Annotated in this window: 24 protein-coding genes; 10 read left to right on the top strand and 14 right to left on the bottom strand. The window is 73.6% G+C overall.

Translation table 11 applies throughout. The features are described from left to right. Positions 1-407 precede the first annotated feature (407 nt). From QWJ13_RS26880 to efeB, 3 genes are all read left to right on the top strand, one after another. Positions 408-734: a hypothetical protein gene (locus QWJ13_RS26880; protein WP_316527660.1), complete on the top strand. Its 327-nt coding sequence runs from the start codon at positions 408-410 to the stop codon at positions 732-734. Positions 735-977: 243 nt separating this feature from the next. After that, a complete protein-coding gene (gene efeU / locus QWJ13_RS26875; RefSeq protein WP_316527658.1) occupies positions 978-3,017 on the top strand; it encodes an iron uptake transporter permease EfeU in 2,040 nt (679 codons plus the stop codon). After that, a complete protein-coding gene (efeB, locus tag QWJ13_RS26870; RefSeq protein WP_316527656.1) occupies positions 3,017-4,348 on the top strand; it encodes an iron uptake transporter deferrochelatase/peroxidase subunit in 1,332 nt (443 codons plus the stop codon). The genes efeU and efeB overlap by 1 nt, the downstream gene beginning before the upstream one ends. Positions 4,349-4,474: 126 nt before the next feature. Here efeB and QWJ13_RS26865 read toward each other — a convergent pair whose 3' ends face one another. Next, entirely contained in the window at positions 4,475-5,869 is a 1,395-nt protein-coding gene (locus QWJ13_RS26865; protein WP_316527654.1) for a HAMP domain-containing sensor histidine kinase, read from the bottom strand. Beyond that, complete coding sequence (locus QWJ13_RS26860) at positions 5,866-6,546, bottom strand: response regulator transcription factor (protein ID WP_316527652.1); 681 nt, start codon at positions 6,544-6,546, stop codon at positions 5,866-5,868. The genes QWJ13_RS26865 and QWJ13_RS26860 overlap by 4 nt, the downstream gene beginning before the upstream one ends. Positions 6,547-6,723: 177 nt before the next feature. On the opposite strand from QWJ13_RS26860, the gene QWJ13_RS26855 reads away from it, so the two are divergent. Continuing rightward, a complete protein-coding gene (locus tag QWJ13_RS26855) occupies positions 6,724-8,292 on the top strand; it encodes a glutamate synthase subunit beta (protein ID WP_316527650.1) in 1,569 nt (522 codons plus the stop codon). Positions 8,293-8,337: 45 nt separating this feature from the next. On the opposite strand, the gene QWJ13_RS26850 is transcribed toward QWJ13_RS26855, so the two are convergent. Further along, the gene (locus QWJ13_RS26850) at positions 8,338-9,840 is read right to left on the bottom strand and encodes a TolB family protein (protein ID WP_316527649.1); all 1,503 of its coding nucleotides are present in this window, start codon (positions 9,838-9,840) and stop codon (positions 8,338-8,340) included. A gap of 249 nt (positions 9,841-10,089) precedes the next feature. Between QWJ13_RS26850 and QWJ13_RS26845 the strand changes: the two genes are divergently transcribed. Further along, positions 10,090-10,617, top strand: a complete 528-nt coding sequence (locus tag QWJ13_RS26845) for a hypothetical protein (RefSeq protein WP_316527647.1) — start codon at positions 10,090-10,092, stop codon at positions 10,615-10,617. A gap of 35 nt (positions 10,618-10,652) precedes the next feature. On the opposite strand, the gene QWJ13_RS26840 is transcribed toward QWJ13_RS26845, so the two are convergent. Next, on the bottom strand, positions 10,653-12,017 hold the full coding sequence (locus QWJ13_RS26840; protein WP_316527645.1) for an MFS transporter: 1,365 nt from the start codon (positions 12,015-12,017) through the stop codon (positions 10,653-10,655). 130 nt (positions 12,018-12,147) lie between these two features. Between QWJ13_RS26840 and QWJ13_RS26835 the strand changes: the two genes are divergently transcribed. After that, positions 12,148-12,822, top strand: coding sequence for a TetR/AcrR family transcriptional regulator C-terminal domain-containing protein (locus QWJ13_RS26835; RefSeq protein WP_316527643.1), 675 nt, complete (start codon positions 12,148-12,150; stop codon positions 12,820-12,822). Positions 12,823-12,827: 5 nt separating this feature from the next. Next, the gene (locus QWJ13_RS26830) at positions 12,828-13,340 is read left to right on the top strand and encodes an isochorismatase family protein (RefSeq protein ID WP_316527641.1); all 513 of its coding nucleotides are present in this window, start codon (positions 12,828-12,830) and stop codon (positions 13,338-13,340) included. A gap of 100 nt (positions 13,341-13,440) precedes the next feature. Here the strand turns inward: QWJ13_RS26830 and murQ are convergent, their stop codons facing one another. Continuing rightward, positions 13,441-14,349 carry an N-acetylmuramic acid 6-phosphate etherase gene (murQ, locus tag QWJ13_RS26825; RefSeq protein ID WP_316527639.1) on the bottom strand — a complete coding sequence of 303 codons (909 nt, stop codon included), beginning with the start codon at positions 14,347-14,349 and terminating at the stop codon, positions 13,441-13,443. 86 nt (positions 14,350-14,435) lie between these two features. Between murQ and QWJ13_RS26820 the strand changes: the two genes are divergently transcribed. Further along, positions 14,436-15,059: an endonuclease gene (locus QWJ13_RS26820; RefSeq protein WP_316527636.1), complete on the top strand. Its 624-nt coding sequence runs from the start codon at positions 14,436-14,438 to the stop codon at positions 15,057-15,059. Between the two features lie 55 nt (positions 15,060-15,114). Here QWJ13_RS26820 and QWJ13_RS26815 read toward each other — a convergent pair whose 3' ends face one another. Both QWJ13_RS26815 and QWJ13_RS26810 read right to left on the bottom strand, forming a co-directional pair. Next, entirely contained in the window at positions 15,115-15,795 is a 681-nt protein-coding gene (locus QWJ13_RS26815; protein WP_316527634.1) for a DUF6445 family protein, read from the bottom strand. A gap of 125 nt (positions 15,796-15,920) precedes the next feature. After that, the gene (locus QWJ13_RS26810; protein ID WP_316527632.1) at positions 15,921-16,568 is read right to left on the bottom strand and encodes a TetR/AcrR family transcriptional regulator; all 648 of its coding nucleotides are present in this window, start codon (positions 16,566-16,568) and stop codon (positions 15,921-15,923) included. 116 nt (positions 16,569-16,684) lie between these two features. On the opposite strand from QWJ13_RS26810, the gene mca reads away from it, so the two are divergent. Next, positions 16,685-17,593 carry a mycothiol conjugate amidase Mca gene (gene mca / locus QWJ13_RS26805; RefSeq protein WP_316527630.1) on the top strand — a complete coding sequence of 303 codons (909 nt, stop codon included), beginning with the start codon at positions 16,685-16,687 and terminating at the stop codon, positions 17,591-17,593. Positions 17,594-17,706: 113 nt separating this feature from the next. Here mca and QWJ13_RS26800 read toward each other — a convergent pair whose 3' ends face one another. From QWJ13_RS26800 to QWJ13_RS26785, 4 genes are all read right to left on the bottom strand, one after another. Beyond that, the gene (locus tag QWJ13_RS26800; RefSeq protein ID WP_432277611.1) at positions 17,707-19,197 is read right to left on the bottom strand and encodes an extracellular catalytic domain type 1 short-chain-length polyhydroxyalkanoate depolymerase; all 1,491 of its coding nucleotides are present in this window, start codon (positions 19,195-19,197) and stop codon (positions 17,707-17,709) included. A 262-nt stretch (positions 19,198-19,459) separates the two neighbouring features. Next, a complete protein-coding gene (locus QWJ13_RS26795) occupies positions 19,460-20,458 on the bottom strand; it encodes a YdcF family protein (protein WP_316527628.1) in 999 nt (332 codons plus the stop codon). Positions 20,459-20,521: 63 nt separating this feature from the next. Continuing rightward, on the bottom strand, positions 20,522-21,484 hold the full coding sequence (gene pip, locus QWJ13_RS26790) for a prolyl aminopeptidase (RefSeq protein ID WP_316527627.1): 963 nt from the start codon (positions 21,482-21,484) through the stop codon (positions 20,522-20,524). Between the two features lie 52 nt (positions 21,485-21,536). Beyond that, positions 21,537-21,962: a hypothetical protein gene (locus QWJ13_RS26785; protein WP_316527625.1), complete on the bottom strand. Its 426-nt coding sequence runs from the start codon at positions 21,960-21,962 to the stop codon at positions 21,537-21,539. A gap of 60 nt (positions 21,963-22,022) precedes the next feature. On the opposite strand from QWJ13_RS26785, the gene QWJ13_RS26780 reads away from it, so the two are divergent. Beyond that, positions 22,023-22,322, top strand: a complete 300-nt coding sequence (locus QWJ13_RS26780; RefSeq protein WP_316527623.1) for a hypothetical protein — start codon at positions 22,023-22,025, stop codon at positions 22,320-22,322. 79 nt (positions 22,323-22,401) lie between these two features. Here QWJ13_RS26780 and QWJ13_RS26775 read toward each other — a convergent pair whose 3' ends face one another. The 3 genes from QWJ13_RS26775 to QWJ13_RS26765 form a co-directional block, all read right to left on the bottom strand. Next, complete coding sequence (locus QWJ13_RS26775; RefSeq protein ID WP_316527621.1) at positions 22,402-23,217, bottom strand: lysophospholipid acyltransferase family protein; 816 nt, start codon at positions 23,215-23,217, stop codon at positions 22,402-22,404. Further along, the gene (locus tag QWJ13_RS26770) at positions 23,214-24,068 is read right to left on the bottom strand and encodes a GNAT family N-acetyltransferase (protein ID WP_316527619.1); all 855 of its coding nucleotides are present in this window, start codon (positions 24,066-24,068) and stop codon (positions 23,214-23,216) included. Before QWJ13_RS26770 ends, QWJ13_RS26775 begins: the two co-directional genes overlap by 4 nt. A 408-nt stretch (positions 24,069-24,476) precedes the next feature. Continuing rightward, a complete protein-coding gene (locus QWJ13_RS26765; RefSeq protein ID WP_432277619.1) occupies positions 24,477-25,859 on the bottom strand; it encodes a serine hydrolase domain-containing protein in 1,383 nt (460 codons plus the stop codon). Positions 25,860-25,944: the final 85 nt, after the last annotated feature.

The following is a 25,944-nucleotide window of genomic DNA, read 5'->3' as shown; positions in this document are numbered from 1 at the left end:
CGGTCCCGGCTGAGACTGCTGGTCGGCTCTCACGACGGGCTCCCCGGCGTCCTCGGCGTACCGTGCTGGAGGCCCGCCGGCGGGAACGCCGGCCGGCGAAGTGTTGTGATCATGGGACCTCTCGATACGGGCCCGCCGGCCGGACCGGCGCGTGGACCAGGTGTTCCGCGGGACCCGTTGCTCAGGGTGATGGAGCGCTTACTCTGTCATGCTGTCGGCAGGGGGCCGACTGTGCACGTCCATCGGCCCGTCCGGCCGTGCGTGTCGGGCCGGACGGGGGCCCTGACGCCCGATCGGCTGGCCCTCGGTCGGCCCAACGGGCCCCGATGCTGCGGTCGAGTGCCGCTGAACCGATTCGGCGCGCGCCGCGTCCGGGGGTCGTACGGTCCGGGGCCTACGCTGCGCCAATGGTGGATCAGCGTGAACTCTTCGAGGACGTCACCGAGGCCCTGGGCCGCGCCGGGTTCGACACCGGGCCGGGCTCCTCGCCGCTGTGGATCGACCGTCACCCCGAGGGCGTGGTGGTCGGCTGGACGCCGGGCGCGGAGCCGGGTGGGACGCCCTCCCGGGAGGCGCTCGCGGCGCTGAGCGGCGCGGCCGCGGTCGTGCTGCGCGAGTGCGGCTACCTGGTCGCCGGGACGGAGGAGGGTGATCTGCTGGTGCGTTCCGCCGAACCGGTGACGGTCCCCGAGTCGTCCGAGCCGGAGCCGGTGCCGGAGCAGTGGTGGGGGTGACGCGGGGCTCCTGACGATCTCCCACCTGCCGGTTTGACCGATGGTCAGATGGTCTCATTACCGAACTCTTACCTGCCCAGGGGGTGCTGTTGACCCGGTCGGCTCTAAGGTTTGCCTAAGCTAAGCCGCGGCGCCCCGGACCGCAGTGTCCGGGGCGCCGCGGCTGTGCCGCCCCACCGCCGTCGCGGCGGGGTCGAGGACAGGTGAACGACCCGGGGCGACCCCGGGGGAGGAGCCCGCCGCATGTGGGACGAGGCGTTTCCCAGCTTCCTGATCGGGCTGCGCGAGGGCCTGGAAGCCGGACTGATCGTGTCCATCCTGATCGCCACGCTGGTCCGAGCGGACCAGAAGACCCGGTTGCCCCAGGTGTGGACGGGCGTCGCGGCGGCCGTCGCGCTCAGTCTGAGCTTCGGCGCGGTGCTCACCTTCACCGCCGCCAACCTCTCCGGCCACGCCCAGGAGGCGTTCGGCGGGGTGCTCAGCCTGATCGCGGTCGGCTTCGTCACCGCGATGGTGTTCTGGATGCGGCGCTCGGCGCGCACCCTCTCCGCCGAGATCAAGGAGAAGGTGCAGGCCTCGCTGGCGATGGGCGCCGGCGCGCTGGTGCTCACCAGCTTCCTCGCGGTCGCCCGCGAAGGCCTGGAGACCTCGCTCTTCCTGTGGACGAACGTGCGCACCGCCGGGGAGTCCACCGGGCCGCTGATCGGCGCGGCCGTGGGCCTGGTGCTCTCGGCCGGGCTGTGCTGGGGGCTGTACCGGCGGGCCCTCAAGATGAACCTCACCCGGTTCTTCACCATCACCGGCGTCGGTCTGATCGTCGTCGCCGCGGGCGTGCTCGGCTACGGGCTGCGCGACTTGCAGGAGTCCGGCCTGATCGGCGGCGTCAGCTCGTACGCCTTCGACCTGAGCGGGCCCCTGGACGCCTCGTCCTGGTACGCGACGCTGGTGCAGGGCACCCTCAACCTGACCGTCACCATGACGGTGCTCCAGGTCGTCGGCTACGTCGCGTACCTGGGCATCGTGATGACGCTGTTCGTCGAAGGGGTCCGGGGCGGCAAGAGCGCCCCGGCCACGGCGGCCGCTCCGACCACGGAGAAGACCGCCCAGGCCGAGCCGGTGCGGGCCGGGCGGCCGCGCTGGGTGCTGCCGACCGCGGCGATCGCCGTCCCGGTGGTGGTGGCCGGCGCGGTGATCGCGATCAGCGACGGAAAGCAGGACAGCTCCGCCACCGTCGCCGTCTCCGAGCAGGACTGCGGCAAGGGCTTCGCCGGACCGCAGCCCGGTCAGCAGGTGTTCCAGATGCACAACACCGGCGACAAGGTCTCCGAGGTCTACCTGGTCAACCCGGCCACCGGCGCGGTCTACGGCGAGATCGAGGGCCTCGCCCCCGGCACCACCCGCGCCCTGACCGCCACCATCGGCTCCGGCGACTACGCCTGGCGCTGCGTGCCCACCGGCGGGAAGTCCGTCACCTCGGCCACCGTGCACGTCAACGGCGGCACCGAGGTCAAGGCCGTCAAGCCGGTCGCCGAGGACGACCTCAAGGCGCCGCTCGACAACTACAAGGCGTACGTCGAGCAGGGCCTCGCGACACTGGTGACGCAGAGCCGGAAGCTCCAGGCCGACGTGCACTCCGGCGACCTCGCCACCGCCAAGGCCGACTGGCTCACCGCCCACCTCCAGTACGCCTCGCTCGGTGCCGCGTACGGCACCTTCGCCGACCTCGACGGCAAGATCGACGGGCGCCCGGACGGCCTCGCCGACAAGGAGCGCGACCCGGGCTTCACCGGCTTCCTGCGGCTGGAGTACGGCCTCTGGCACGGCCAGTCCGCCGCCGAGCTGACGCCCCTGGCCGACGGGCTGGCACAGGACGTCGCCCAGCTGGCGCACGACTTCCCCGCCCAGGACTTCGCCCCGGGCGACCTGCCGCTGCGCGCCCACGAGATCCTGGAGAACACCCTCCAGTTCGAGCTGACCGGCGACACCGACATGGGCAGCGGCACCAACCTGGCCACCGCCCAGGCCAACCTGACCGGCACCCAGGAGCTGCTGACCCTGCTCCAGCCGCTGCTCGACGAGCGGGACCCGCAGGTGCTCGTCCGGGTGAACGCCGGGATGAAGCGGGTCGGCGACCTGCTCGCCGCCGCCCACCAGCCCGAGGGCTGGACCCCGGTCGACCGGCTCTCCGCCGACGCCCGCCGGCAGCTCGACGGCGCCACCGGCCAGCTGCTCGAAGACCTCGCCCCCGTCCCCGCCCTGCTCGAAATCCGGAAGGCCGCCTGATGACCGACCACGCCGCAGCCACCGGCTCCTGCCCGTTCCCGCACACCGCCGCGGCCGTCTCCGTCGAGACGGCTGCCCAGGGCGGCTGCCCGGCCGGCCCGGCCCGGCGCAGCTTCGTCCGGGCCGCGCTCGGCGCGGGCGCCGGAGCGGTCGTGCTGGCCGGCGGCGCCCTCAGCCTCGGCGCCGGCCCGGCCGCCGCCGGGGACGACAAGCAGGAGAAGAGCGGGGCGGTGCCGTTCCACGGAGACCACCAGGCCGGCATCACCACCGCGGCCCCGGGCTTCGCGGCCTTCGTCTCCTGCCAGGTGATCGCCCAGGACCGCAAGGGCCTGGAGACACTGTTGCGGACCCTCACCGAGCGGATCCGCTTCCTCACCGCCGGCGGCACCCCGCCGGACCTCGGCGTCGGCGCGCCGCCGTCGGACAGCGGCCTGCTCGGCCCGACCGTCCCCGCCGACCACCTGACCGTCACCGTCGGCGTCGGCGCCTCGCTCTTCGACGACCGCTACGGACTGGCCAAGGCCAAGCCGGTCAAGCTCACGCCGATGCGGACCTTCCCCAACGACAACCTCCAGGCCGCCGAACTGCACGGCGACCTCTCGCTCCAGATCTGCGCCGACCGCCAGGACACGGTGCTGCACGCGCTGCGCGACATCACCCGGCACACCCGGGGCGCGATGCAGATCCTCTGGCGGATCGACGGCTTCCAGAACCAGTCCCGTCCGGACGGCGCGCAGCGCAACCTGCTCGGCTTCAAGGACGGCATCGTCAACCCGGACACCGCCTCGGCGCGTGAGATGGACCGGCTGGTCTGGGTCACCGACGGGACGGGCGAGCCGGCCTGGGCGACCGGGGGCAGCTACCAGGTGATCCGGATCATCCGGATGCTGATCGAGTTCTGGGACCGCGTCACCCTCGCCGAGCAGGAGAAGATGTTCGGCCGCCGCCGCGACACCGGCGCGCCGCTGGACGGCAGTCGGGAGACCGACGCGCCAGACTTCGCCAAGGACCCGGAGGGCAAGGCGATCCCGCTCGACGCGCACATCCGGCTGGCCAACCCGCGTACCGCGGACACCGACAACTCGCGCATCCTGCGACGGGGCTTCAACTACGACCGGGGCGTCGACCGGGCCGGGAACTTGGACATGGGCCTGGTGTTCTGCTGCTACCAGCAGGACGTGGTGCGGCAGTTCGAGGCCACCCAGACCCGGCTGGTCGGCGAGCCGCTGGTGGACTACATCTCGCCGACCGGCGGCGGGTACTTCTTCGTCCTGCCGGGGGTGAAGGACAACGCCGACTGGCTCGGGCGCGGGCTGCTGGCGGCCGTCTGACGGTGGGTGCCACGGCGGGCCCGGTGCTGCTGACGCGCCAGGCCCGCCGTGTCGTTCGGTGGCTTCAGGGCTTCAAGGGCTTCAAGGGCTTCAAGGGCCTCAAGGGCTTGAAGAGCTTCAAGAGCTTCAAGAGCCCAGGGTGAAGCCGATCACCGCGCCGCCGCCCTCCCGGTTGGCGGCGAAGGCCGTCCCGCCGTGCGAGCGGGCCACCTCGTGCACGATGGCCAGGCCCAGCCCCGAGCCGGGCAGGCTGCGGGCGGCGGTGGCGCGGTAGAAGCGGTCGAAGACCCGGTCGAGATCGGCCGGGTCGATGCCAGGGCCGCGATCGAGCACCTCCACCCGGGGACCGCGCACCAGCACCTCGATCGGGGCCGTCCCGGCCGGGTCGAACTTGGCGGCGTTGTCCAGCAGGTTGCCCACCGCGCGGGCCAGCGCGTCCGGCCGGGCGGTGACCACCGTCGCGTCCGCGTCCACCACGATCAGGCGGCCGCTGCGCCGCCGGGCCTGGGCTGCGGCCTCCCGGACCACGTCGGAGAGCACCACCTCGGTCGGCTGCCCGTCCGCCCTGCGGTCCGCCGCGAGGGCCACCAGCTCCTCCACCAGCTGGGTCAACTCCCGTGCCTCCTCGGCCAGATCGGACATCAGCGCGGCCTGTTCGGCGGGCGGCAGCCGCTCCAGGCTGGGCAGCACGGAGAGGTTGGTGCGCAGGCTGGTCAGCGGGGTGCGCAGCTCGTGCCCGGCGTCCTGGACCAGCCGGCGCTGGTTCTCCTTGGCGGTGGCGAGCCGGACCAGCATCCGGTCGAAGGCCCGGCCGAGCCGGCCCACCTCGTCCGTTCCGGCGGCGGGCACCTGCACGTCCAACCGCCCGCTGGCGGCGACCAGTTCGGCGGCGGCGGTGAGCCGGACCAGCCGTCCGGTGATCCGCTTGGCGAGCAGCCGGCCGGCCGCGCCGGCAAGCACCGCGACGACGGCCACCAGGGCCGCCGTACGGGTCCGCAGGGTGGTCAGCAGTTCCTCGGTGGGCCCGACCTGCTGGATGATCTGGACCGCGCCGCGCCGTCCGCCCAGCGAGACCACGCCGACCCGGTAGCCCTCGCCGTGCCCGTGACGCAGCCCGATCGAGGTGCGGCCCGGCTGGTCGGCGTGGGCGAGCTCGTGGTCGGTCGGGCTCGATGGCAGGTCGAGCCGGGCGGTGCCGGGCAGCACCGCGCCGTCGGGGTCGAGCGACTGGGTGGTGACCCGGATCGGGCGCACCAGGTCCGCGCTCAGGCCGCTCGGGCCGGCGAAGTCGCCCGGGAAGAGGGCCTCCCGCTGGACCTGCCGGCTGACCGAGTCGACGGCGGCGCCGAAGTCGGCGGTCTCGTCGTCCCGGATCAGCCGGGCGGCGGCCTGGTAGCCGAGGGCGCCGATCAGCACCGCGACCAGCGCGGCGATCGCGGCGAAGGCGAGCGCGAGGGTGGTGCGCAGGCCGGGGCGGGGGAGGCGGGTGAGCCGCGGAAGGCGGCGCGCCAGGCCGGTCACGGCTCGCGCAGCGTGTAGCCGACGCCGCGGACGGTGTGGATCAGCGGGACCAGGCCGGGGCGGTCGAGCTTGCGGCGCAGGTACCCGATGAAGACGGCGAGGTTCTTCGAGCCGGGGCCGAAGTCGTAGCCCCAGATCCGTTCGTACAGGGTGGCCTGGTCGAGGACGGCACCGGCGTTGCGGGCCAGCAGCTCCAGCAGGTCGAACTCGGTGCGGGAGAGTTCGAGCTCCTGGGCGGCGCGCCAGGCCCGCCGGGCGGGCGGTTCGATCCGCAGGTCGGCGACGGTCAGCACCTCGACGGCGGGCTCGGGCGGTCGGCGGCGCAGCAGGGCGCGCAGACGGGCGAACAGCTCGTCCACGTCGAAGGGCTTGACCAGGTAGTCGTCGGCCCCGGCGTCCAGGCCGGCGATCCGGTCCGGGACCTCGACCCGGGCGGTCAGCATCAGCACCGGGGTGCGGTCGCCGGCGGCGCGCAGCCGACGGCAGACCTCCAGGCCGTCCGGCTCGGGCATCATCACGTCGAGCACCAGGACGTCGGGGCGCTGTTCGGCGAGGACGGCGAGGGTCTGGGTGCCGTCGGCGGCGATCCGTACCCGGTAGCCCTCCAGCATCAGCGCGCGGGCGAGCGAGTCGCGGATGGGCCGGTCGTCCTCGGCGATCAGCACGGTGTGGGTCATGGCGGAGATTCTCCCTGGCGTGCTCACGACGGGTTTGGGCGGGGCCGTGGCCGTGGCGGGCGGTCCGGGACCGTCGCCTCTTTCGCGCGGTGCTTCGCGGGCGTACGGTGGCCACACGGTGGCGCGCCGCCGGACGGGCTTGGCGGCGTCTCTTGCGGATCTTTGCCGGAGGCCGCGATGGCAGACCGGATGGCTTTCTTCACCACCCCGCGCGCGGAGCGGGCGCGGCGGGACGCGCGCGAGCGGCTGGGGGACTGGCGGGAGGTGTACCGGCCGGGCCCGCTGCTGCCGGTGGTGGGCGGCCAGGCGGGCCGGTGCATGGACTGCGGACTGCCGTTCTGCCACAGCGCCTGCCCGCTGGGGAACCTGGTGCCGGAGTGGAACCGGCTGGTGGCGGACGCGGGTCCCGGAGCCGGGTCGGAGGGTGGGGCGGGAGCCGGAGCCGGAGCCGGAGCCGGAGCGGGAGTGGGGGCGGGAGCCGGGGCGGGGGCGGACTGGCGGGCGGCGGCGGCGCGGCTGCTGGCGACCAACAACTTCCCGGAGTTCACCGGGCGGCTCTGCCCGGCCCCCTGCGAGAGCGCCTGTGTGCTGGCGATCGACGGCGCGGCGGTGACGATCAAGGACGTGGAGCTGGCGATCGCCGACCGGGCCTGGGAGGCGGGCTGGGATGCCCCGCGCCCGCCCGACTGCGTCGAGCGGGGCGGTGTGCGGCGGGTCGCAGTGATCGGCTCGGGCCCGGCCGGGCTGGCCGCCGCCCAGCAGCTGACCCGGGCCGGGCACGCCACCACGGTGTACGAGCGGGCCGATCGCGCGGGCGGCCTGCTGCGGTACGGCATCCCGCCGTTCCGGCTGGAGAAGCACCGGTTGGAGCGCCGACTGGACCAACTGCGGGCCGAGGGAACCGAGTTCCGCACCGGGGTGTGGATCGGTCGGGACCTCTCGGGCGAGGAACTGCGGGCCGGATACGACGCGGTGGTGGTCGCGGTGGGCGCGACCGCCTGCCGGGACCTGCCGGTGCCGGGGCGTGAACTGCCCGGGGTGCACCAGGCGATCGAGTACCTGACCTGGGCGAACCGGGTGGACGAAGGCGACTGCCCGACCTCGCCGGTGTCCGCCGAGGGCCGAGACGTGGTGATCGTCGGCGGCGGGGACACCGCCGCGGACTGCCTGGGCACGGCACTGCGCCAGCACGCCGCCTCGGTCACCCAGCTGGACATCAACCCCCGCCCGCCGCAGGGCCGGGCGCCCGGGCAGCCCTGGCCGGTCCACCCCAAGGTGTACCGGGAGACCACCTCGCACGAGGAGTCCGGCGCGGCGGAGGCCGGACCCCGAGTGTTCGCGGCGACCACCGTGGGCTTCGAGCCGGGCCCGGATGGCGGGCTGGCCGCTGTCCGGGCCGCTGCCGCCGAACCGGCCGACCGCAGCCCCCGGGCGGGCACCGAGCGGCGCCTGCCGGCCCAGCTGGTGCTGCTCGCGCTGGGCTTCACCGGACCGGAGCCGGACCGGCGGCTGTTCGCCCAACTCGGCCTGGCCACCGGGCCGGAGGGCACACTGGCCAGGGACGACGGCTTCGCCACGGCGTCACCGGGCGTGTTCGTCGCGGGGGACGCCGGGCGCGGGCAGTCGCTGATCGTGTGGGCGATCGCGGAGGGACGGGCGGTGGCGGCGGCGGTGGACCGGTACCTGCGGGGCTGGACGGAGCTGCCGGAGCCGATCCGGGCCTCGGCGCGGGCGCTCACGGCGTGAGTCCTGCGCGCCGGGCACGGGTGCGGGCCGGTCGGTGGGCCGGGGTCAGAGCGGAGGCAGACGGCGGAGGAACACGTCGTCGACGCCGTTGGTGTCCCCGGGGACGAGGGTGCCGTCGGACGAGGTGAACACCAGCGTGGTGCCGAAGGCGTCGACGAACGGGGAAGACGAGGCGCCGCTGTTCTGCGACCCGTCGCTCGCCAGGCTGACCCGTTCGGTGCGGCCGGTCCACAGGTCGTACCGGAACACGTCCCCGGCGTTGTTGGTGTCGCCGGGGACGAGGTTCTCCGCCGTGGAATCGAAGAAGACCCACCGGTCGTCCGCGGTCATCCTGGCGCCGTGGGAGTCGAGGGTGGTGGTCGTCCCGGGCAGTCCGGCGCTGACCAAGGTCTCGGTGCCCGTGCTGAGGTCGCGGACGTAGACCTCGAAGTGGCGGTCCCACGAGGTGTCGCCGTGCACCACCCAGGACGAGTAGAGCGCGTAGCGGCCGTCGGGGCTGACCGAGGGGTCGCTCGCGCCCCTGAAGCCGCCGCTGCCGTCCTCGCTGGCCAGACTGGTCCGCTCGGTGCGCAGGTCGCGGACGTACAGCGGGTAGAGGCTGGGCTTGAGGATCTCCGCTCGGGTCTCGTGGCGGGACACTTGGCGGGACTCGTGGTGGAAGGAGTCGGCGACGAACTGCCGGTCGGAGCCGGCCTTGAGCTCGGCGACCGCGTTCGGGGCGAGTGCGCCGGGCCGGCCCTGACCGATGAGGTTGGTCGCCTTGGAGATGAAGACGACCGTGTTGCCGTCGGCGCTGATCTCCGGAGTGGTGGAGGAGGCGTCCGCCGCCGTGCCGTCCGCGCCGACGCTGACCAGGCGGGTGTCGCCCGTCCACTGGTCGGTGACGTAGATGTTGCCGCCCCGGGTGGCCGTGTCGGGGACGAGGTCGCTGCGGCTGGACTGGTAGGCGACGTAGCGGCCGTCCCAGCTGATCGAGGGGACGCCGGACAGGCTGTCGGTCTGCGGTACTCCCGGTGCCTTGCCGACGCTGACCAGGCGGGTCTGGCCGCTCTGGCGGTCGTGGACGTAGACGTTCTGGTAGCCGAGGTCGGCACCCGGGGTGAGGTTGGCGGCGGTGGAGCTGAAGACCACATAGCGGCCGTCGCCGCTGATGGCGGCCTCGTAGGAGTCACCGTCGGCCTGTACGCCGTCCGGGCCGGTGTCGACCCGTTCGGTGTGGCCGGTCCACAGGTCGCGGACGAAGACGTCGGACTTGGCATTGGTGTCGCCGGGGACCAGGTCGACGGCCTCCGAGGTGAAGACGGCGAAGCGGCCGTCGGCGCTCAGACCGCGGCTCTCCGAGGCACCGGTGGCCTGCGCCTGGTCCGGGCCGACGGAGACGCGCTCGGTGACGTTCGGCGCGATGGAAGGCGCGGTGGAAGGCGCGGCGGTCGGCCGGGCGGTCGGCCAGGTGGTCGGGGCCGCTTGGGCGGGGGCGGCGACGGCGGCGGCCAGTGCGGCGGCCGCGAGGGTGCAGGCCGCGCGTAGCGGGCGGCGGAAGCGGGTCATCTGGTTCCCTCCCCTGGGATCGGCCGTGCCGCATCGGCGGTGGACGCCGAACTCCCCGTCGGCAGGCTCGGGGTGAGCCAACCGCTGGGCGGTCGGTCGGTCAACGGGTGTGCGCCGGGTGCGTGCCGGGAGTGGCGCATTCGCGTCAGGTGGCCGTGGACGCGGTCGGATCGGGTACGTACGGCCTTTGCTACGATCCGGCGACAAGGGTGTCGGGAGATCTGCGTACGGGGGCCGGAGCGTGAGGGCATGAGTGCAGGTGGCTGGACGGCGGAGACGGTCGAGGTCCGCTACATTCCGACGGCCGCCGACTTCCGGGAGGCCTACGCGACGTGGGCCCGGCACACGGTGGCGGGTCGGCGGGCGCGGCGTGGTGCGTACGTGGTCGCCGCCTGCCTGGCGGTGGTGGCCGGGCTGCTCGCGCTCGTCGGCGGGGCGGCCCTGGTGCCTGCCGGGCTGCTGCTCCTCTGCGCGCTGCTGCTGGTGGTCATGCCGCCCAGGGCGCATGTGCGGCGGATGGTGCGGCTGGTGGCGGACCGGGGTGAGTTCCTGGTCCTGTTGGACGAGCACGGGGTGGTCGTCGGCAACGCGGTCTCGGTCACCGAGTTCGGCTGGCCGGAGCAGCGGTACTACCTGGAGACGGGCGGGATGTTCCTGCTGCTGGGCGGGAACGAGGAGACGGGCGTGTTGACCATGCTTCCCAAGCGCGGGGTGGCGGACGTTCGGCGCCTGGGCGAGCTGATCGACCGGCATGCGACGGCGCTCGTCGCGGGGTGAGCGGGGCGTGAGGCTGGTTCGAGTCCGTGTGCTCGTCAGTCGTGGTGCGTCGGCCGGTCGTTGAGCGTTGGTTGGTCGTTGAGTGCCGGCTGGTCGTTGAGCGCTGCTTGGCCGTCGCGTCCTCGTTGGTCGGAGCACGCTCGTCGGTCGTAGCGCCAGAGCGCGGGGATCGCGGCGGACAGGGCGGCCGAGCTGCCGAGGCAGAGCAGTCCGCCCATCCGCAGGGCCGCCCGGATGCCCTGGCGGGCGGCGAGCCCGCCGGCCCGCAGGTCGCCCAGGGCCGGCCCGGCGGAGCCGATCAGCATCTCCAACCCGGCCGCGCGGCCACGGAGTTCGTCCGGGATGGACTGGTTCCAGATGGCGCTGCGGAAGGTGTCGCCGATCCAGTGGGCGGCGCCCACGACGGTCAGGCAGAGCAGGACGCCCCACAGGCCCGGGGCGACCGCCGCCGCGGCCGTCGCCGCGCCGACCAGGGCGGCGGCGAGCAGGACCAGACGGCCGTGCCGGTGCACTCGGTCCGTCCACCCGCCGGTCGCGGCGGCGATCAGGCCGCCGACCGCACCGGCCGAGTAGAGCAGGCCGAGGGCCCAGGTCGCGTCCAGGTCCGCGGCCAGGAACGGGAACAGGGCGGTCGGCAGGGCGAAGGTGGTGGCCGCGAGGTCGGCCAGGTAGGTGCCGACCAGGTCGGGCCGCCGGGCCGCGTACCGGGCGCCGGCCAGGAACTCGGTGAGCCGCGGCGCCTCGGCGTCCCGCACCGAGGGGACGGGCCGGACCTGGGCGAGCAGGGCGATCGAGAGCAGGAAGGTGCCGAGGTCCACCAGATAGGCGGCCGGGGCGCCGGCGACCGCGATCAACAGGCCGGCCGCCGCGGGGGCGGCCACGCCGCCGATGCTCCAGCGCAGCGAGAGCAGGGCGCCCGCCGCCACCAGCTGGTCCTGGGGCACGAGCCTGGGGACCATCGCCTCGACCGAGGGCTGCTGGATTCCCTGGAGCGCCGCCGCCACCCCGGCCGCGAGGTAGAGCGGCCAGACGGCGGGCGTGCCGAGCAGCGCGTTGGCCAGCAGTAGGGCGCTGAGCGCGGCCAGCGCGACTTCGGTGGCCAGGGCGACGGTGCGGCGGTCGGCGCGGTCCGCGAGGACGCCGCCGTAGAGGCCGAACAGGACGGCGGGCACGAGTTCGACCGCGCCGACCGCGCCCACGGCCAGCGGCGAGGCGGTGAGATCGGCGATCTGGAGCGGGATGGCCGTCATGGTGAAGATCGAGCCGAGCAGGGTGACCGTGCCGGAGGTCCAGATCAGGCGGAAGTCCCGGGAGGACCGCCAGGGCGCGGTGTTCGGCAGTAAGTGGCGACGGGCGCGGGCGCGGGAGTGGGGGTGGGGGTGGTCTGGTCGGGAGGTCATGCGGGTCGCGTCCTTCCGTGGCCGTCGAAGGTGGCTGCGACGGCTCTCCTTATCGCTGATAAGTTTCAGCTCGGGAACTTATCGGCGATAAGGTGGGCCTGGCAAGCGAATAGCTCGGGAGGTCGATCGGATGGCGCTGCACCGTGACGAGGTGGTGCGCACCGCGCTGCGCCTGCTCAACGAAGAGGGCATCGACGGGCTGACCACCCGTCGGATCGCCCGTGAACTCGGCGTCCAGTCACCGGCGTTGTACTGGCACTTCAAGAACAAGCGGGAGCTCCTCGACCTGATGGCGGAGGCGATGCTCGCCGAGGCCCTCCCGCCCGACCGCGAGCCGCGCCCGCACAACTGGCCCGAATGGATCGCCGCCGATGCTCGCGCCAAGCGCAACGCCCTGCTGGCCTATCGCGACGGAGCCCGGGTACACGCCGGGACCCTGCCCGCCGAGAGCGAACTCCCGGCGGTCGAAGCCCAGTTGGGAGCGCTGTGTCGGTCCGGGCTGCGCCCGCGTACAGCGCTGCGGCTGCTGCTGACCGTCGATCGGTACATCATGGGCTGGGTCACCGAGGAGCAGGCCTGGCGCCAGGACGCCGCGGACCGGGACCGGCCGCCGTTCCCGGACGAGGCGTTGCGCGAACTGCCGCTGCTGCGTGAGGCGGCCGAAGTGCTGCGGATGACCGACCACGACGCCGACTTCGAGTACGGGCTGCGGGTGCTGATCGAGGGCTTTCGGGTGGAGATCGCGCGGGAGGCGCGGGAGGACTCGTCCGCGTCGGCGGCTCGGCCGCCGGATGGACTAGCGTGAAGCGCATGACCACCCTTGACCCCCGTAGCACGGCCCTGGTCCTGATCGACCTGATGGACCGGATCGTCGCCAATCCGCTTGCGCCGCACAACGGTTCGCAGGTGGTGGCGGCCTCGTTGGAGCTGGCCCGGGACTTCCGTGCGGCGGGCGCGCCCGTCGTCGCCGTCCGGGTCGAGCGGCCGAACGTCACCGAGCAGCCGCCCGGGAGCGAACTGCTCGCGGAGGTCGCGGCCGCGGCCGACGAGGTCGTGGTGAAGCGCACCATCGGCGCCTTCCAGGGCACCGGCCTGGACGAGCTGCTCCGGGCGCGGGGTGTGAAGACGCTGGTGTTCGCCGGGATCGCCACCAACCTGGGGGTGGAGTCGAGCGCCCGTGCGGCCGGAGACCGCGGGTACCGGCTGGTGTTCGTCGAGGACGCGATGACCGCGCTCACGGCGGAGGAGCACCGGGCTTCGGTGGAGCTGGACTTCCCGCGGCTCGGCGAGGTCGTCGTGGCGGCGGATCTGCGGTTGGGCTGAACTGGTCTGGTGCCGTAGCGCGATGTTGGGGCGGCGCTGTGCCTGGGTGGTGCTACGTCTGGGCGGCGCTGCGCCTGGGTGGTGCTACGCCTAGGTGGTGCTACGCCTGGGCGGCGCCTCGGAGGGCGTCGCGCAGGCGTCCGTTCGAGGCCTTGAGCAGGTGGGCGGCGGTGGGCGCGTCCACGTCTGCGAGCAGGGTGAGGATCGCGTCCTTGGCTCGGCCGTCGGTCGCGGTCAGGGCGCGGTCGACCGCTCCCGCGTCGGCTCCGGTCGCTTCGGCGACGATCCGGCGGGCGCGGTCGCGTAGCTTGTCGTTGGTGGCGCGGAGGTCGACCATCAGATTTCCGTATGTGCGGCCGAGCCGGACCATCACGGCCGTGGACAGCAGGTTGAGCACCAGCTTCTGTGCCGTGCCCGCCTTGAGCCGGGTCGATCCGGCCAGCACCTCCGGGCCGACCTCCACCTCGATACCCAGCTCGGCCGCGGCGGCCAGCGCCGAGTGCCGGTTGCACGCCAGCCCGACGGTCAGTGCCCCAGCCGCCCGTGCCGCTCGGACGGCGGCCAGGGCATAGGGCGTGCGGCCGGAAGCGGAGATGCCCACCAGGGTGTCGGCGGGGGTGAGGCGCAGCGCGGCCACGTCGGCCTCGGCGAGGTCGGTGCGGTCCTCGGCCCCCTCGGCGGCCGCCGTGACGGCCGAGCGTCCGCCCGCGATCAGACCGACGACCAGCTCCGGGTCGGTCCCGAAGGTCGGCGGGCACTCGACGGCGTCCAGTACGCCGAGCCGTCCGGCCGTCCCCGCGCCGGCGTAGACCAGCCGACCGCCGCGCGCCATCCGGGCCGCCACGGCGTCGACCACGGCGGCGATCCGCTCCAACTCACCGGCGACGGTCGCCGGAACGCTGCGGTCCTCGGCGTTCATCAGGTGGAGCAGCTCGACGGTGGGCAGTTGGTCGATCGCGGCCCATTCGGGGCGGACGGTCTCGGTCGCGGGTACGGCGTCGTGGCTCATGCGGCGAGCCTCCCCAGGTGCGAAGGGGCCGAATCCGGGCAAGCGTGGGGGGAGAAGGGGAGGGGTTGAGATGGACGGAGGAGGCGATGGCCGTGGAACCGTCCGTTGCCGAGCTGCTGGACCGGTTCGGCCGCACCTACGCGGAGGAGGCCGGGATCACTCTGCATGACAAGCCCTCGCCGCTCTATCGACTGCTCGTCCTGACCGTGCTGTGCTCGGTGCGGATCAGCGCCACCACCGCCACGGCGGCGGCCCGCGAGCTGTCGGCCGCGGGACTGCGGACCCCGCGGGCGATGGTCGATGCCCGGCGCGCGACGTTGATCGCCGCGCTGGGGCGGGCCCACTATGTGCGGTACGACGAGAGCACCGCCACCGCGCTCGGGCAGGGGGCCGAGCTGTTGCTGGACCGCTGGCACGGCGACCTGCGGCGCCTTCGGGAAGAGGCCGATGGCGCGTCGGAGCGGATCGGTGAACTGCTCCGGGAGTTCCCCCGGATCGGGCCGGTCGGTGCCGGGATCTTCCGGCGCGAGGCGCAGGCGGTCTGGCCCTCGCTGCGCCCGTACTTCGACGAGCGGGTGCTGGCGGAGGCCCGGACGCTGGGGCTGCCGGGCGAGCCGGAGGGTCTGGCGGGGCTCGTCGCGTCGGGGGACCTGGCCCGGTTGGCGGCTGCGCTGACCCGGGCGAGCCTGGCCCACGTCGGGGCCGGCTGAGGCGTCGGGCTTGTGCGTCGGGTTCGGGTGGGGCCGGGGCCCGTCATCCAGGTGGTCAGGCCATCCAGAAGAAGACCGCCGTCATCCGTCGCTCCGCCAGCTCGGCGCCGTAGTAGCTGGTGGCGCTGTGGATCAGGTTGGCGTGGTAGAGGAGCAGTTGGTTGTAGCGGTTGGGGACACGGGTGTCCTCGGTGAAGTGGTCGGCGGGCACGTGGCGGGTGCCGAGTGCTTCGACCAGGTTGTTGTGCGGGGCGTTGACCAGGTTGCCGCCGAGGCGGCCGCCGGGGAACTGCTGGCGGTAGAAGCTGGTGCCGGCGTCCTTCGGGGCGCCTGGGCTGAGGTAGAGGACGGCGGCGTAGCGGCAGAGCGCGCGGGAGTCGGTGTGCGGGCGGGACTCCGACTCTCCCGAGCCCACGACCTGGACGCAGTTGTGGTTGAGCGTGCCGCCGCCCGGGGTGTTCTGCACCCAGAGCCGGGAGGCGCCGGTGGCCTTGCGGACCAGCGACTCGACCCGAGCCAACTCCGCGGGCTCCAGGCCCGGCATCGTGCGCAGTCCGGGCCAGGTCTCGGGGCGGTACGGGTACCCCTCGGTCCAGTCCCCCCGGGCCAGACAGCGCTCCCGGACGGCGTCCGGGTCGGGCAGCACGTTGTCCAGGACCCAGTAGTCCCGACCCCGGGTGGGCTTGCGGTAGGGCAGGACCGGCAGGGCGGTGGGCCTGATGGGCTGTGAGGGCATGGGCCGACCATAGAGGCGGTGATCGTCAATCTTCTGCCGTGAGCAGGTCAACCTTTCGTCAAGGGTGGTCTGACATGGGTGGATGGCCGGGGCTCCGGAAGCGGGCGCAGCGCTCCGGTGTTCGCTCAGGCCTCCCGGACGGCGAAGTTCCCCAGGGCGCCCTCCAATCGGTCGTAGGCGTGCACCGCCGAGGGGCGGACCGCGGCGGCGATCGCGGCCTGCTCCTCGCCGGCGAAGGTCAGACGGAAAACCTCGGTGAACACCGCCCGGTCGACGGCGGCGAGCAGTGCGGCGGCGACCCGGCACTCGAAGCCGACCGGTATCTCGTGCACCGCTTCGGCCAGCGCCTCGGCGAGCGCCGTCTCGCTCTGCTCGTGCAGCTCGCGCAGCCGGGCGGACAGGGCGGGACTGTCGGCGACGGTGCGGGCGAAGGCGGGGCCGGAGAAGCCGAGTCGGGCGTCGTGGCGGTCGAGCCCGGCCAGGCAGTCGCGGCGCAGCGCGGCGAGCGCGGACTCGCCCGGCGCGCGCTCGGCGACGGCCCCGGCGAGGCGGCCGGCGAGCTCTTCGTGCAGGTCGAAGAAGAGGTCTTCCTTGCGCGGGAAGTGGTTGGTGACGGTCATCTTGGCGACGCCGGCGGCGGCCGCGACCTCGGCGATGGTCGTCCGGTCGAAGCCGCGCTCGATGAAGAGCCTGGTCGCGGCGTGCGAGATCGCCTCGCGGGTGCGGCGCTTGTTGAGCTCGCGCAGATTCGGAGTGGCCCCGGTGTCGGTCATGGCAGGAGCGTAGCGCAGTTCGCTGGGTCGAGCACAGTAATTATGCTTGACCCAGTCGATGGGTCCGTCCTAAGTTCTCCTCGGGCGGTCGGAGCGGCCGCCGAAGGGAGGCATCCGTGTCCATCCGTCACCCCGGCGGGCTTCGCCTGCTCAGCGTGCACGCGCACCCCGACGACGAGTCCAGCAAGGGCGCGGCCACCCTCGCCCGGTACGCGGCCGAGGGCGTGGACGTCCTGGTCGCCACCTGCACCGGGGGCGAGCGCGGCTCGGTGCTCAACCCGGCCATGGACCGGCCCGAGGTCCGGGCCGACATCGCCCGCATCCGGCGCGAGGAGATGGCGGCGGCCCGGGAGGTCCTCGGCGTGCGCCAGTGGTTCCTCGGTTTCGTCGACTCCGGCATGCCCGGGCCGGGTGAACCGCTCCCGGCGGGCTGCTTCGCGGCCCAGCCGGTGGAACGCGCGGCGGCCCCACTGGTCGCGCTGATCCGGGAGTTCCGTCCACAGGTGGTGATCACGTACGACGAGACGGGCGGCTACCCGCATCCGGACCACGTGATGACCCACCGCGTCGCCGTTGCGGCCTTCGAGGCCGCCGCCGACGGGGAACGCCACCCGGAGCTGGGCGATCCCTGGCAGGCATCCAAGCTCTACTACCACCTGGCGCTCTCCAGAGCCTGGTTCCAGGCCCTGCACCGGGCCATGACGGAACGGGGCGTCCCCTCGGGGATGGGGGAGGTGCTCGCCACCTGGCCGGAGGCCCCGCCCGCCCTGGCCACCACCACCCGGATCGCGTGCGCCGAACAGTTCGCCGTACGGGACGCGGCGATGCTGGCGCACGCCACCCAGGTGCAGCCGGGCATGGCCTTCATGGCCCACCCACGGGCCATCGAACGCGAGGTCTGGCCGACCGAGGACTACCACCTGGCCCGGAGCCTGCTGCCCGGGGCCGGAGTGGCGGCCGGCCCGGGCGTCGCGATCGAGACCGACCTGTTCGCCGGGCTCCGGGAGAAGGTGAGGACGGGGTGATCCGCACGGTGGGCAGGGTGGCGCGGGCCGTCGTCGGAAGGGCGGCTACGGCGCTGCGCGGTGCCGCGTCGCTCGGCGGCGTGTTGCGCCGCGTCGGCTCCGCCGTCGTCCGGTCAGCACTGGCCGTCGGCGAGCACGTAGTAGCCCGGTCCGGTCTGCTTCAGGGTGTGGGTGACGAAGGTGTTCCAGAGCCCCATGTTCTGGCCCGAACCGGCGGCGTAGGTCAGGCCGCCGCTCTGGGTGGCACGGCCGGCCAGCACGTGGGCGTAGTTGCTGGCGGTGAAGCACTGGGATGTGCTCCCGCCCGGGGTGGTCGCCGGCACCGCCGCCGACCGGGCGCCGACCGCGCCCGACGCGTCGACCGCCGCCACGGTGTAGCTGTACGTGGTTCCGGCCGTGAGCCCGGTGTCGGTGAAGCCCGTACCGGACGGGTTGCCGACCTGGCTGCCGTCACGGAAGACCAGGTACGAGGCCGCGCCGCTGACGGCCTGCCAGGCGAGGGCCACCGACCCGTCGGCCGCCGTGGCCGTCAGTCCGGTCGGGGCCGGCAGTCCGGGGTTGGTGGGGCCGGATCCGCCGTCCAGTCCCCAGAACTGCGCCGTGTAGTAGCTGGAGCAGACGGTGTCCAGGAAGTAGGCGCCGCTCGCCCCGCACTGGTCGGCCCCGGAGCCCGGGTGGACGGCCAGGCCGTGGCCCATCCCGCTGATCGTGAACAGGCTCACGGCGGGCTGTCCGCTCGCGTCGGTGTAGAGCTCCTGGGTGGTGCCGCCCGGAAGGCTCCTGGTGCTGCTCGGTTGGCGGCCGATGCCCAGGACGTTCGTCCACTGGTCCCGCAGCTCGGTCGCGTTCACCGGCCTGACCACGGTGTCGGCGCTGCCCTGCCAGATCGCCACCTTGGGCCACGGCCCGGCGTAACCCGGGTACGCGGCCCGGACTTTGTCGCCCCACTGCGCCGGGGTGAGCCCCTGGTCGGAGTTCTGGCAGCCGGAGGCGGCGGCCTGGGTGGCGGCACAGTGCGCGGGCAGGCCGGAGTCGATCGCCCCGCCGGCGAACACGTCGGGGTAGTCGGCCAACAGGTCGGCGGTCATCCCGCCGCCGGCCGAGAGCCCGGTGACGAAGACCCGGTGGGCGTCCGAGCCGTACAGGGACTCGGCCTTGGTGACCATCTCGACGACCGACTTGGCCTCGCCGACGCCCCGGGCGTCCTTGCCCGCGTCGAACCAACTGAAGCAGGAGAGGCTGTTGTTGGCGCTGCTGGTCTGCGGGAACACCACCGCGAAGCCGTACTGGTCGGCGAACTTGGTCCAGCCGGAGCTGCGGTAGTAGTCGCTGGCGCTCTGGACGCAGCCGTGCAGCGCGACCACCAGGGGAGCACCGCTGGGCAGCCCGGCAGGGGTGTAGGTGTACATCGCGAGGTTGCCCGGGTTGGTGCCGAACCCGGTGACCTGCTGGAAGCTGCCGGCCGTGGCGTCGGCGGAGACGGCGGTGGCCATGGACGTGGCGGAGGTCCTGGAGGGGGAGGCGACCGCTGGGGCGGGTGCGGCGGTCGGGACCGCGAGGGCGGCGGTCATGAGCAGTGCCGCGGCGGTGGGGCGCAGTGGCATGGGGGCTCCTGGGTGGGGGAGGAGTGGGGGCTGGTTCCGTGCAGCGTGGCGCGCTCTTCGCCCCGGTGCCATGTGTCAGTCATCCGGGGTCCGCCGTCACGGCATGTCGCGGGCCGCCATGGTTCGGCGGCACCGTCGGAGAAGCGCCCCGCCCGGACCGCACGGACTGCTCGGAACACCTGGACCCTCGGAACGCCCGGAATGCCGGGAGCCCCGGCCGCCGAGGCGACCGGGGCTCCGCTCGGGGGAGTGCCGGGGTGGTTCAGAGAGCCGAGAGCACTCCGCAGAGCGCGAGGAATCCGCAGATTCCGAAGTTGACCAGCTTGTGGGACAGGAAGATCGCGGCGAACTCGCGGATGGTCGCGCTGGGCCAGTAGTACCGGGCGGTGGGTGAGCCGAAGACGTGTCCGTTGACGCCGGTCTGGCGGGCGAGCAGTGCCGCACGGAAGGCGTGGAAGTTGTTGGTGACCACGACGCAGCGGTAGCCGGGCTTGGCCTGCTCCATGATGGCCTTGCTGAAGAGCAGGTTCTCCTCGGTGGTGCGCGAGCGGTCCTCCCGCTCGATGTGCTCTTCGGGGAAGCCACGTTCGATCAGGTAGTCGGCCATCGCGTGGGACTCCGGCAGCTTCTCGTCCGGGCCTTGGCCGCCCGAGGTGATCAGCACTGGCGGGTTGCCGCGCGCGGCCTGCTTCTCGTACACCTCGCGGCCCCGGTTCAGTCGGCTGGCCAGCAGCGGCGGAACGCGCTCGCCGCCGATCAGGCCGGAGCCGAGCACGACCACGAAGTCCACGTTCCGGCGCGGCCGGTGGCGGCTGTACAGGAAGGCGTAGCCGACGAAGCAGGTGAACAGGAAGGAGATGTAGCCGACCACCAGGACGGCGGTGCCCGCCAAGGCGATCAGCTGCCGGGAGTGGACGAGCATGGCGGCGATCAGCAGCCCGATGACCCCGAGGATGCCCAGCCCGGCGAGCAACGAGAGGAGGTTGGCCGGCCTCCGGCCCTCCTTGCGGATCATGGTCAGGCCGTTGGCGAGCAGGAACCAGACCAGGGCCCCCGTGCCGAGGGTGGGCAGTAGGACGATCGCCACCGCCACGATCTCCACCACCAGGCTGGGCGCCTCTTTGAGTTCGGCGAGCACGGCGAGCGAGAGGAGGGAGACGGTGATGCCGAGCAGGACGGCGTTGCTGAACTGACGGCGGTCGCGTAGTACCCCGATTCCGAACAACACGAAGAACAGGGCGGCTGGGGCATAGGCGATCATGTGTCGTATGGTAGGCCTTTTGTCGCCCCTCCTCGGTCTGGACCATTCAGGCTGAGGGGGTGCTCAGGCGAAGCGCTCGATCGCGGCCAGGACCGCCTCCGTCATCCGAGGGCTGCCGGTGTGGCCGGACTCGTCGATGACCGTCAGTCGGGCGTCCGGCCAGGCCTTGGCCAGCTGCCAGGCGGTGACGAGCGGTCCGCCGAGGTCCAGCCGACCGTGGATCAGCTCGCCGGGGATGCCGGCCAGCCGTCCGGCGTCGCGCAGCAGTTGGCCGTCCGACAGGAAGGCGTGGTGGGAGAAGTAGTGCGCGGTGATCCGAGTGAAGGCCATCAGCGCGTCGGAGGGGCGATCGGTGTAGGCGTTGGGCTTGCCGAGCGTCTCGTGTGAGATGACGGCGTCCTCCCAGGTGGCCCAGGCGTGGGCGGCGGCCCGCCGGACCGACTCGTCGGTGCTGTTGAGCAGTCGGCTGTAGGCGGTGAGGAGTTCGGAGGTGTCACCGTCCCGGTCGGCGGGCGGAAGGAAGTCGCGGAACTCCTCCCAGGGGCCGGGCAGGAAGCGGGCGACGCCCCGGTAGAGCCAGTCGATCTCCTCCGGGCGGGTCATGGTGACCCCGCAGATCGCGATCGCGGAGACCCGGTCGGGGTGGGCCTGAGCGTACGCGAGGATCAGCGTGGAGCCCCACGAGCCGCCGTACAGCAGCCACTTGTCGATTCCGAGATGCTCGCGCAGCCGCTCCATGTCGGCGATCAGGTGTGCGGTGGTGTTGTGCTCCAGGCCGGTCGACGGATCGGCGGCGTGCGGCAGGCTGCGCCCGCAGCCGCGCTGGTCGAACTGGACGAGGTGGTAGCGCTGCGGGTCGAAGTACCGCCGGGAGCCCGGACTGTGGCCGGAGCCGGGGCCACCGTGCACCACCACGGCCGGCGTGCCCGCCGGGTTGCCGGAGGCGTTCCAGTGGATCCGCTGCCCTTCGCCGACGTCCAACAGGCCCTGGGCGTACGGCTCGTAGAGGGGGTACAGCTCGCTCACCGGTGCTCCTCCTGTGTCGCGCCGACTGGTCCCGGCGAGCCTACCCCCAGCGTCAGATCCCGAGGTTCAACCCGAAAGCGGCGTCGATGGAGGCGTATCCGACGCAGAGGACCAGCCAGAAGCCGAGCGCACCGGTCACCGCGGCGGTGATCCGCCCGATCCTGGTGCGCCGCTCCTTCGGCTTGCGCAGATGGCGGACGCCGTGGACGAGTCCGAGCAGGCCGAGGGCGGCGAGGGCGTAGGCGCCGACCGGGCTGGCCGCGTGCAGCACCCGCGCGAGGACGAAGGCGGCAGCCAGCGAGGCCGTGGTCAGGGCCATGAACGCGATCCCGCCGACGACTTCGAGGAGCAGTTCGCCGAGACAGCCCATCGACTTCCGGGCGGCGTACTCCGCCATGCCGACCTGCCCGCCGGGGACCGGCGTCGGGTCTCCGGGCTGATGGCCGGCCGGTTCCTCGGCTGTGAGGCCCTCGGCCATGCCCCCACCTCGCACTTTTGTCCGTCCTTGACTCAGCGATGATCGTACCGGGAGGCCTGTGTGTCATCGCAGGGGACGGGCGGGCTCGGCGTCCCGCCGGAGGCTCTCGGTCCGATCGCCGACGCACCCGCCGGTGCGATGCGCGGCGGCGGCGACGCGGCGGCACTGCCCGGTCCGCTCCGGGAGGCGGTGGACGGCGCCTTCGTCGACGGCATCCACCTCGCCGTGTGCTGCGGGGCGATCGCGCTCGCGGTCACCGCCGTCCTGGTCGCCGTCCTGTTCGGCCGGGCGCGCCCGATCGTCCCGCCGGAGGCCGCCCAGCAGCGACCGGCGGAGCCGGCCGGGGCCCGATCCGTCTGACCGGCGCTCCGCCTGACCAGCGGTCCTCTTGTCCGATGACCCGATCAGCCGCCCAGCCGGTTGCCTCGCCCGTGGTGCGTCAGCGGATGCCTTCGATCGCCGCCTGCGCCGCGCGGGCCAGCTCGCGCCGGGCGCCCGCCCGGCTGGGCTGCGGACCGGGCGGCGGGATCGGCGCCAGGAAGGTCACGTCGGCGACCAGCCCGCGGGCCGCGACCACCCGGGCGAGCGAGGTGAGCAGTCCGTCATCCCCGATGAAGGCGGGCACGCTGGTCGGCCGCCCGTCCGCCAGCCGGTAGCGGATGGTCACCGGCTGGACGTCGGCACCCGCGTCCACCGCGGCCTGGAACAGCGCGGGCCGGAACCGGCCGCTCTCCCGCCCGCACCACGTCGACCCCTCCGGGAAGACGATCACAGGGTGCCCGGAGCGCAGCACCCCGGCCACCGCCGCCACGGTGTCCGGCAGGGTGCGCAGCCGGTCGCGGTCCAGGAAGACGGTGCCGCACCAGGCGGCCAGCGGGCCGAGCACCGGCCACTGCCGGACTTCGGTCTTGGCCAGTGACCGGCCCGGCCGCCCGGAGGCGAGCAGCGGTACGTCCAGCCAGGACACGTGGTTGGCCACCACGAGCACCCCGCCGCCCGCCCCGCCGTCGGACGGCCCGGCGAGGTGGACGGTCACCCCGAGGGTGCGCAGCACCACCCGGGCCCAGACCCGGACCAACCGCTCCCGGGCGCCGTTCGGGATCAGCCGGGCCGGCAGGCTGAGCGCGACCCCGGCCAGCACCGCTGTCAGACAGCCCGTCAGCCGTAGCGCCCGCCGGGGGTGGGAGACCTCCGGCGCGGGTTCGGCCAGGCAGGTCTCCGGCCGGCAGGTCGCCGTGGGCAACCAGACGCTCATGACGAGGTGCCGCAGGCGCCGCCGGAGATGCCCGAGGCGGGCACGCCGGACAGGAAGTGCCGCAGGTAGCGCGGGTCGGTGCGCTCCAGCGACAGCAGCACGTAGAGGTCGGCGCAGTCGAAGTCCGGGTCGTAGGCTGGCTCGCCGCAGACCCAGGCGCCCAGCCGCAGGTAGCCGCGGAGCAGGGCCGGCAGCGCGCCCCGTTCGGCGCGCGGCACCTCGGTGGCGTCCCAGCGCCGGTGCGGGGTGACCCGGTACTCGGCGGGGGCCAGGTGCTTGGCACGGACGGTGTCCCAGACCCGGGCCGCGGTGGCGCCGCCGTCCGTCAGCTCGATCGAGCAGCAGCCGCCGACCCAGGTGTTGCCGGTGTCGGCCAGGTAGCGCGCGATGCCGCCCCACATCAGGTTGATGACGGCGCCGTTGCCCCGGTGGTCCGGGTGGATGCAGGAGCGGCCGAGCTCGACCAGGCCGGGGCGGACCGGCGCCAGCGCGGAGAGGTCGAACTCGCCCTCGGAGTACAGCCGGCCGGCCCGGCGGGCGGCTTCGGGGCGCAGCAGACGGTAGGTGCCGACGACGGTGCCGTGCTCGCCCTCGCGGACCAGCAGGTGGTCGCAGAACTCGTCGAAGGGGTCGACGTCCAGGTCCGCGACCGGGCTGTGCAGCACGGCGCCGAACTCGGCTCCGAAGACCTGGTGGCGCAGCCGCTGGGCGGCCCGCACGTCGTCCTCGTCGCGGGCGAGGGCGACGGTGTAGGCGGCCGGTGCGGCGGGCCGGGGGCGGGGCGCGGGGACCGCCGGGGCGTCGTGGGTGGGGGCGACTGCGGACGGAGCGCACGTGGGGACGGTGGTCATGGCGGACCCTCCAGGGCAGGCCGATCGGCGGTGCCGTGGATCACCAGGGCACCGTCCCGGTCCGCAGGTGGTTGGGCGTGGACGCGAACCGGTTCCCCGTATGTCTCTCCGAGCCGGTTGGCATTTATGTTGCGGCCCGGGGGAGCGCAGATGTGCACCTGTTGAATGGGACCACCCGTGGCGCGCCGGTCACCCTCCCGGCACCGGGCGCTCGTCTGCCGGGGGTGGACAACACGGACCACAGGGGCGTACGGCCGCACCGTACGCCCCGGCCTCGCGAGCCGTGCGCCCCTGCTCTAGGGCATGCGCCCTTGTCGTCGCGATCGGTGCGCTCAGGGGCTCACTTCTCCGCGCTCACGCCCGGGCCTTCACGCCCAGGCCCGCACGCCCACGCCCCGTGACGCGCGCTCAGAAAGCCTGCCAGCCCTCCGGGGCGACCCCGCCCGGGACGGCGTCGGCCGGGCCGTACGGTTCGCGGGTGTAGACGAAGGAGCCGACGTCGAGGTGGCCGACCGTGCCGTCGGAGTGGCGGACCACCCGCAGGGTCTCGCCCGCGTAGTAGTTCTCCACGCCGGTCCAGGTGCCGTCCGGTTCGGGGCGGAAGCGCGAGCCCCGGCCGGCACCGTTGAGCGGGGTGAGTTCCAGGACCCGGCCGGGCCGCAGCCGCAGGGCCGCCGGCGTGGCGCCCCAGTACCAGGGGCCGGTGAGCTCCAGCAGCTCCGGGTCCGCCGACTCGGCCTGCGGGCGCCACGGTTCGGGCAGCCGGGGCTCGTGCTCGGCGGTGAGCGCGATCAACTGGGGGGCCAGCGCGGCGGTGTTGCCGCCGCTGGTGGCGTTGGACAGGGCGTACGCGGCCAGGCCGTCGGCCTCGCTGATCCACAGGGCCGCCGTGAAACCGGGCATCGAACCGTTGTGCCCGTACATCAACCGGCCCTCGTGGCGGCGCAGTTGCAGGCCGAGACCGTAGCCGCCCGTCCACTCGCCGTTGTCAGGGCCGACGGCCGGGCGGCGCATCTCGGCGAGGGTGTCGGCGGACAGCACCTTGGCGTGGCCGGCGGAGAGGAAGACCGCCCAGCGGGCCAGGTCGGCGCCGGTGGACCAGAGCTGGCCGGCCGGGGCCATCCGGCCGGTGTCGGTGAGCGGCTCGGGCAGCATGACGTCGGCCCACGGGTGGACGGCGAAGCCCCCGGCGTGCGGGTGCTCGGGCAGCAGGGTGGTGCGGTCCATGCCGAGCGGGGCGAGCACCTCGCGGTGCAGCACCTCGCCCCACGGCTCGCCGCGGAGCTGCTCCACCAGCGCGCCGAGCAGCGCGTAGCCGGGGTTGGAGTAGTGGTGCACCCGACCGGTCGGGTGCACCAGCGGGCGCTCGGCCGTCAGGAGGTCGCCGAGGCCGGGCCGCAGCGAGCCCTCGGTCCGCTCCCACCACGGGCCGGGGGTCTCGGCGGCCAGACCGGCGGAGTGGGAGAGCAGCTGGGCGATGGTCGCGCCGTCGGCCGGGGTGCCGGGCAGGTGGCGGGAGAGCGGGTCGGCGAGGTCGAGCAGGCCCTCGTCGCGCAGCCGGAACACCAGTACGGCGACGAAGGTCTTGGTGAGCGAGCCGATCCGGTACTGGACGTCCGGGGTCGGCGCGTGCCCGTCGACCATGCTGCGGGCGCCGCTCCACACCGGCTGCCCGTCGCGCACCACCCCGGCGACCATCGAGGGGGTGCGCCCCTCGGACTGGGCGACGGCGAGCCGGTGCAGCAGGGCCCGGCGGGTGGCGGGCAGCAGCTCGTTGGGCAGGTCGGTCATGTGGGCTTCTGGGCTCATCGGCATGGATCGGACAGTAGCCCAGCCCGGCCCCGGGACCGATCGAAATATCCCGACGAACGAACCG

This window comes from Kitasatospora brasiliensis (genome assembly GCF_032654805.1).
In the GTDB taxonomy this organism is placed as follows: domain Bacteria; phylum Actinomycetota; class Actinomycetes; order Streptomycetales; family Streptomycetaceae; genus Kitasatospora; species Kitasatospora brasiliensis.
Note: the sequence above shows the minus strand (reverse complement) of the source record. Positions and strands in the feature narration are given on the sequence as shown.

Bases quoted from the DNA above. Each gene is read 5' to 3' on its own strand.
- QWJ13_RS26880 (WP_316527660.1), top strand. From the start codon at position 408: ATGGTGGATCAGCGTGAACTCTTCGAGGACGTCACCGAGGCCCTGGGC.
- efeU (WP_316527658.1), top strand. From the start codon at position 978: ATGTGGGACGAGGCGTTTCCCAGCTTCCTGATCGGGCTGCGCGAGGGC.
- efeB (WP_316527656.1), top strand. From the start codon at position 3,017: ATGACCGACCACGCCGCAGCCACCGGCTCCTGCCCGTTCCCGCACACC.
- QWJ13_RS26860 (WP_316527652.1), bottom strand. From the start codon at position 6,546: ATGACCCACACCGTGCTGATCGCCGAGGACGACCGGCCCATCCGCGAC.
- QWJ13_RS26855 (WP_316527650.1), top strand. From the start codon at position 6,724: ATGGCAGACCGGATGGCTTTCTTCACCACCCCGCGCGCGGAGCGGGCG.
- QWJ13_RS26850 (WP_316527649.1), bottom strand. From the start codon at position 9,840: ATGACCCGCTTCCGCCGCCCGCTACGCGCGGCCTGCACCCTCGCGGCC.
- QWJ13_RS26845 (WP_316527647.1), top strand. From the start codon at position 10,090: ATGAGTGCAGGTGGCTGGACGGCGGAGACGGTCGAGGTCCGCTACATT.
- QWJ13_RS26840 (WP_316527645.1), bottom strand. From the start codon at position 12,017: ATGACCTCCCGACCAGACCACCCCCACCCCCACTCCCGCGCCCGCGCC.
- QWJ13_RS26835 (WP_316527643.1), top strand. From the start codon at position 12,148: ATGGCGCTGCACCGTGACGAGGTGGTGCGCACCGCGCTGCGCCTGCTC.
- QWJ13_RS26830 (WP_316527641.1), top strand. From the start codon at position 12,828: ATGACCACCCTTGACCCCCGTAGCACGGCCCTGGTCCTGATCGACCTG.
- murQ (WP_316527639.1), bottom strand. From the start codon at position 14,349: ATGAGCCACGACGCCGTACCCGCGACCGAGACCGTCCGCCCCGAATGG.
- QWJ13_RS26820 (WP_316527636.1), top strand. From the start codon at position 14,436: ATGGCCGTGGAACCGTCCGTTGCCGAGCTGCTGGACCGGTTCGGCCGC.
- QWJ13_RS26815 (WP_316527634.1), bottom strand. From the start codon at position 15,795: ATGCCCTCACAGCCCATCAGGCCCACCGCCCTGCCGGTCCTGCCCTAC.
- QWJ13_RS26810 (WP_316527632.1), bottom strand. From the start codon at position 16,568: ATGACCGACACCGGGGCCACTCCGAATCTGCGCGAGCTCAACAAGCGC.
- QWJ13_RS26800 (WP_432277611.1), bottom strand. From the start codon at position 19,197: ATGCCACTGCGCCCCACCGCCGCGGCACTGCTCATGACCGCCGCCCTC.
- QWJ13_RS26795 (WP_316527628.1), bottom strand. From the start codon at position 20,458: ATGATCGCCTATGCCCCAGCCGCCCTGTTCTTCGTGTTGTTCGGAATC.
- QWJ13_RS26785 (WP_316527625.1), bottom strand. From the start codon at position 21,962: ATGGCCGAGGGCCTCACAGCCGAGGAACCGGCCGGCCATCAGCCCGGA.
- QWJ13_RS26775 (WP_316527621.1), bottom strand. From the start codon at position 23,217: ATGAGCGTCTGGTTGCCCACGGCGACCTGCCGGCCGGAGACCTGCCTG.
- QWJ13_RS26770 (WP_316527619.1), bottom strand. From the start codon at position 24,068: ATGACCACCGTCCCCACGTGCGCTCCGTCCGCAGTCGCCCCCACCCAC.
- QWJ13_RS26765 (WP_432277619.1), bottom strand. From the start codon at position 25,859: ATGACCGACCTGCCCAACGAGCTGCTGCCCGCCACCCGCCGGGCCCTG.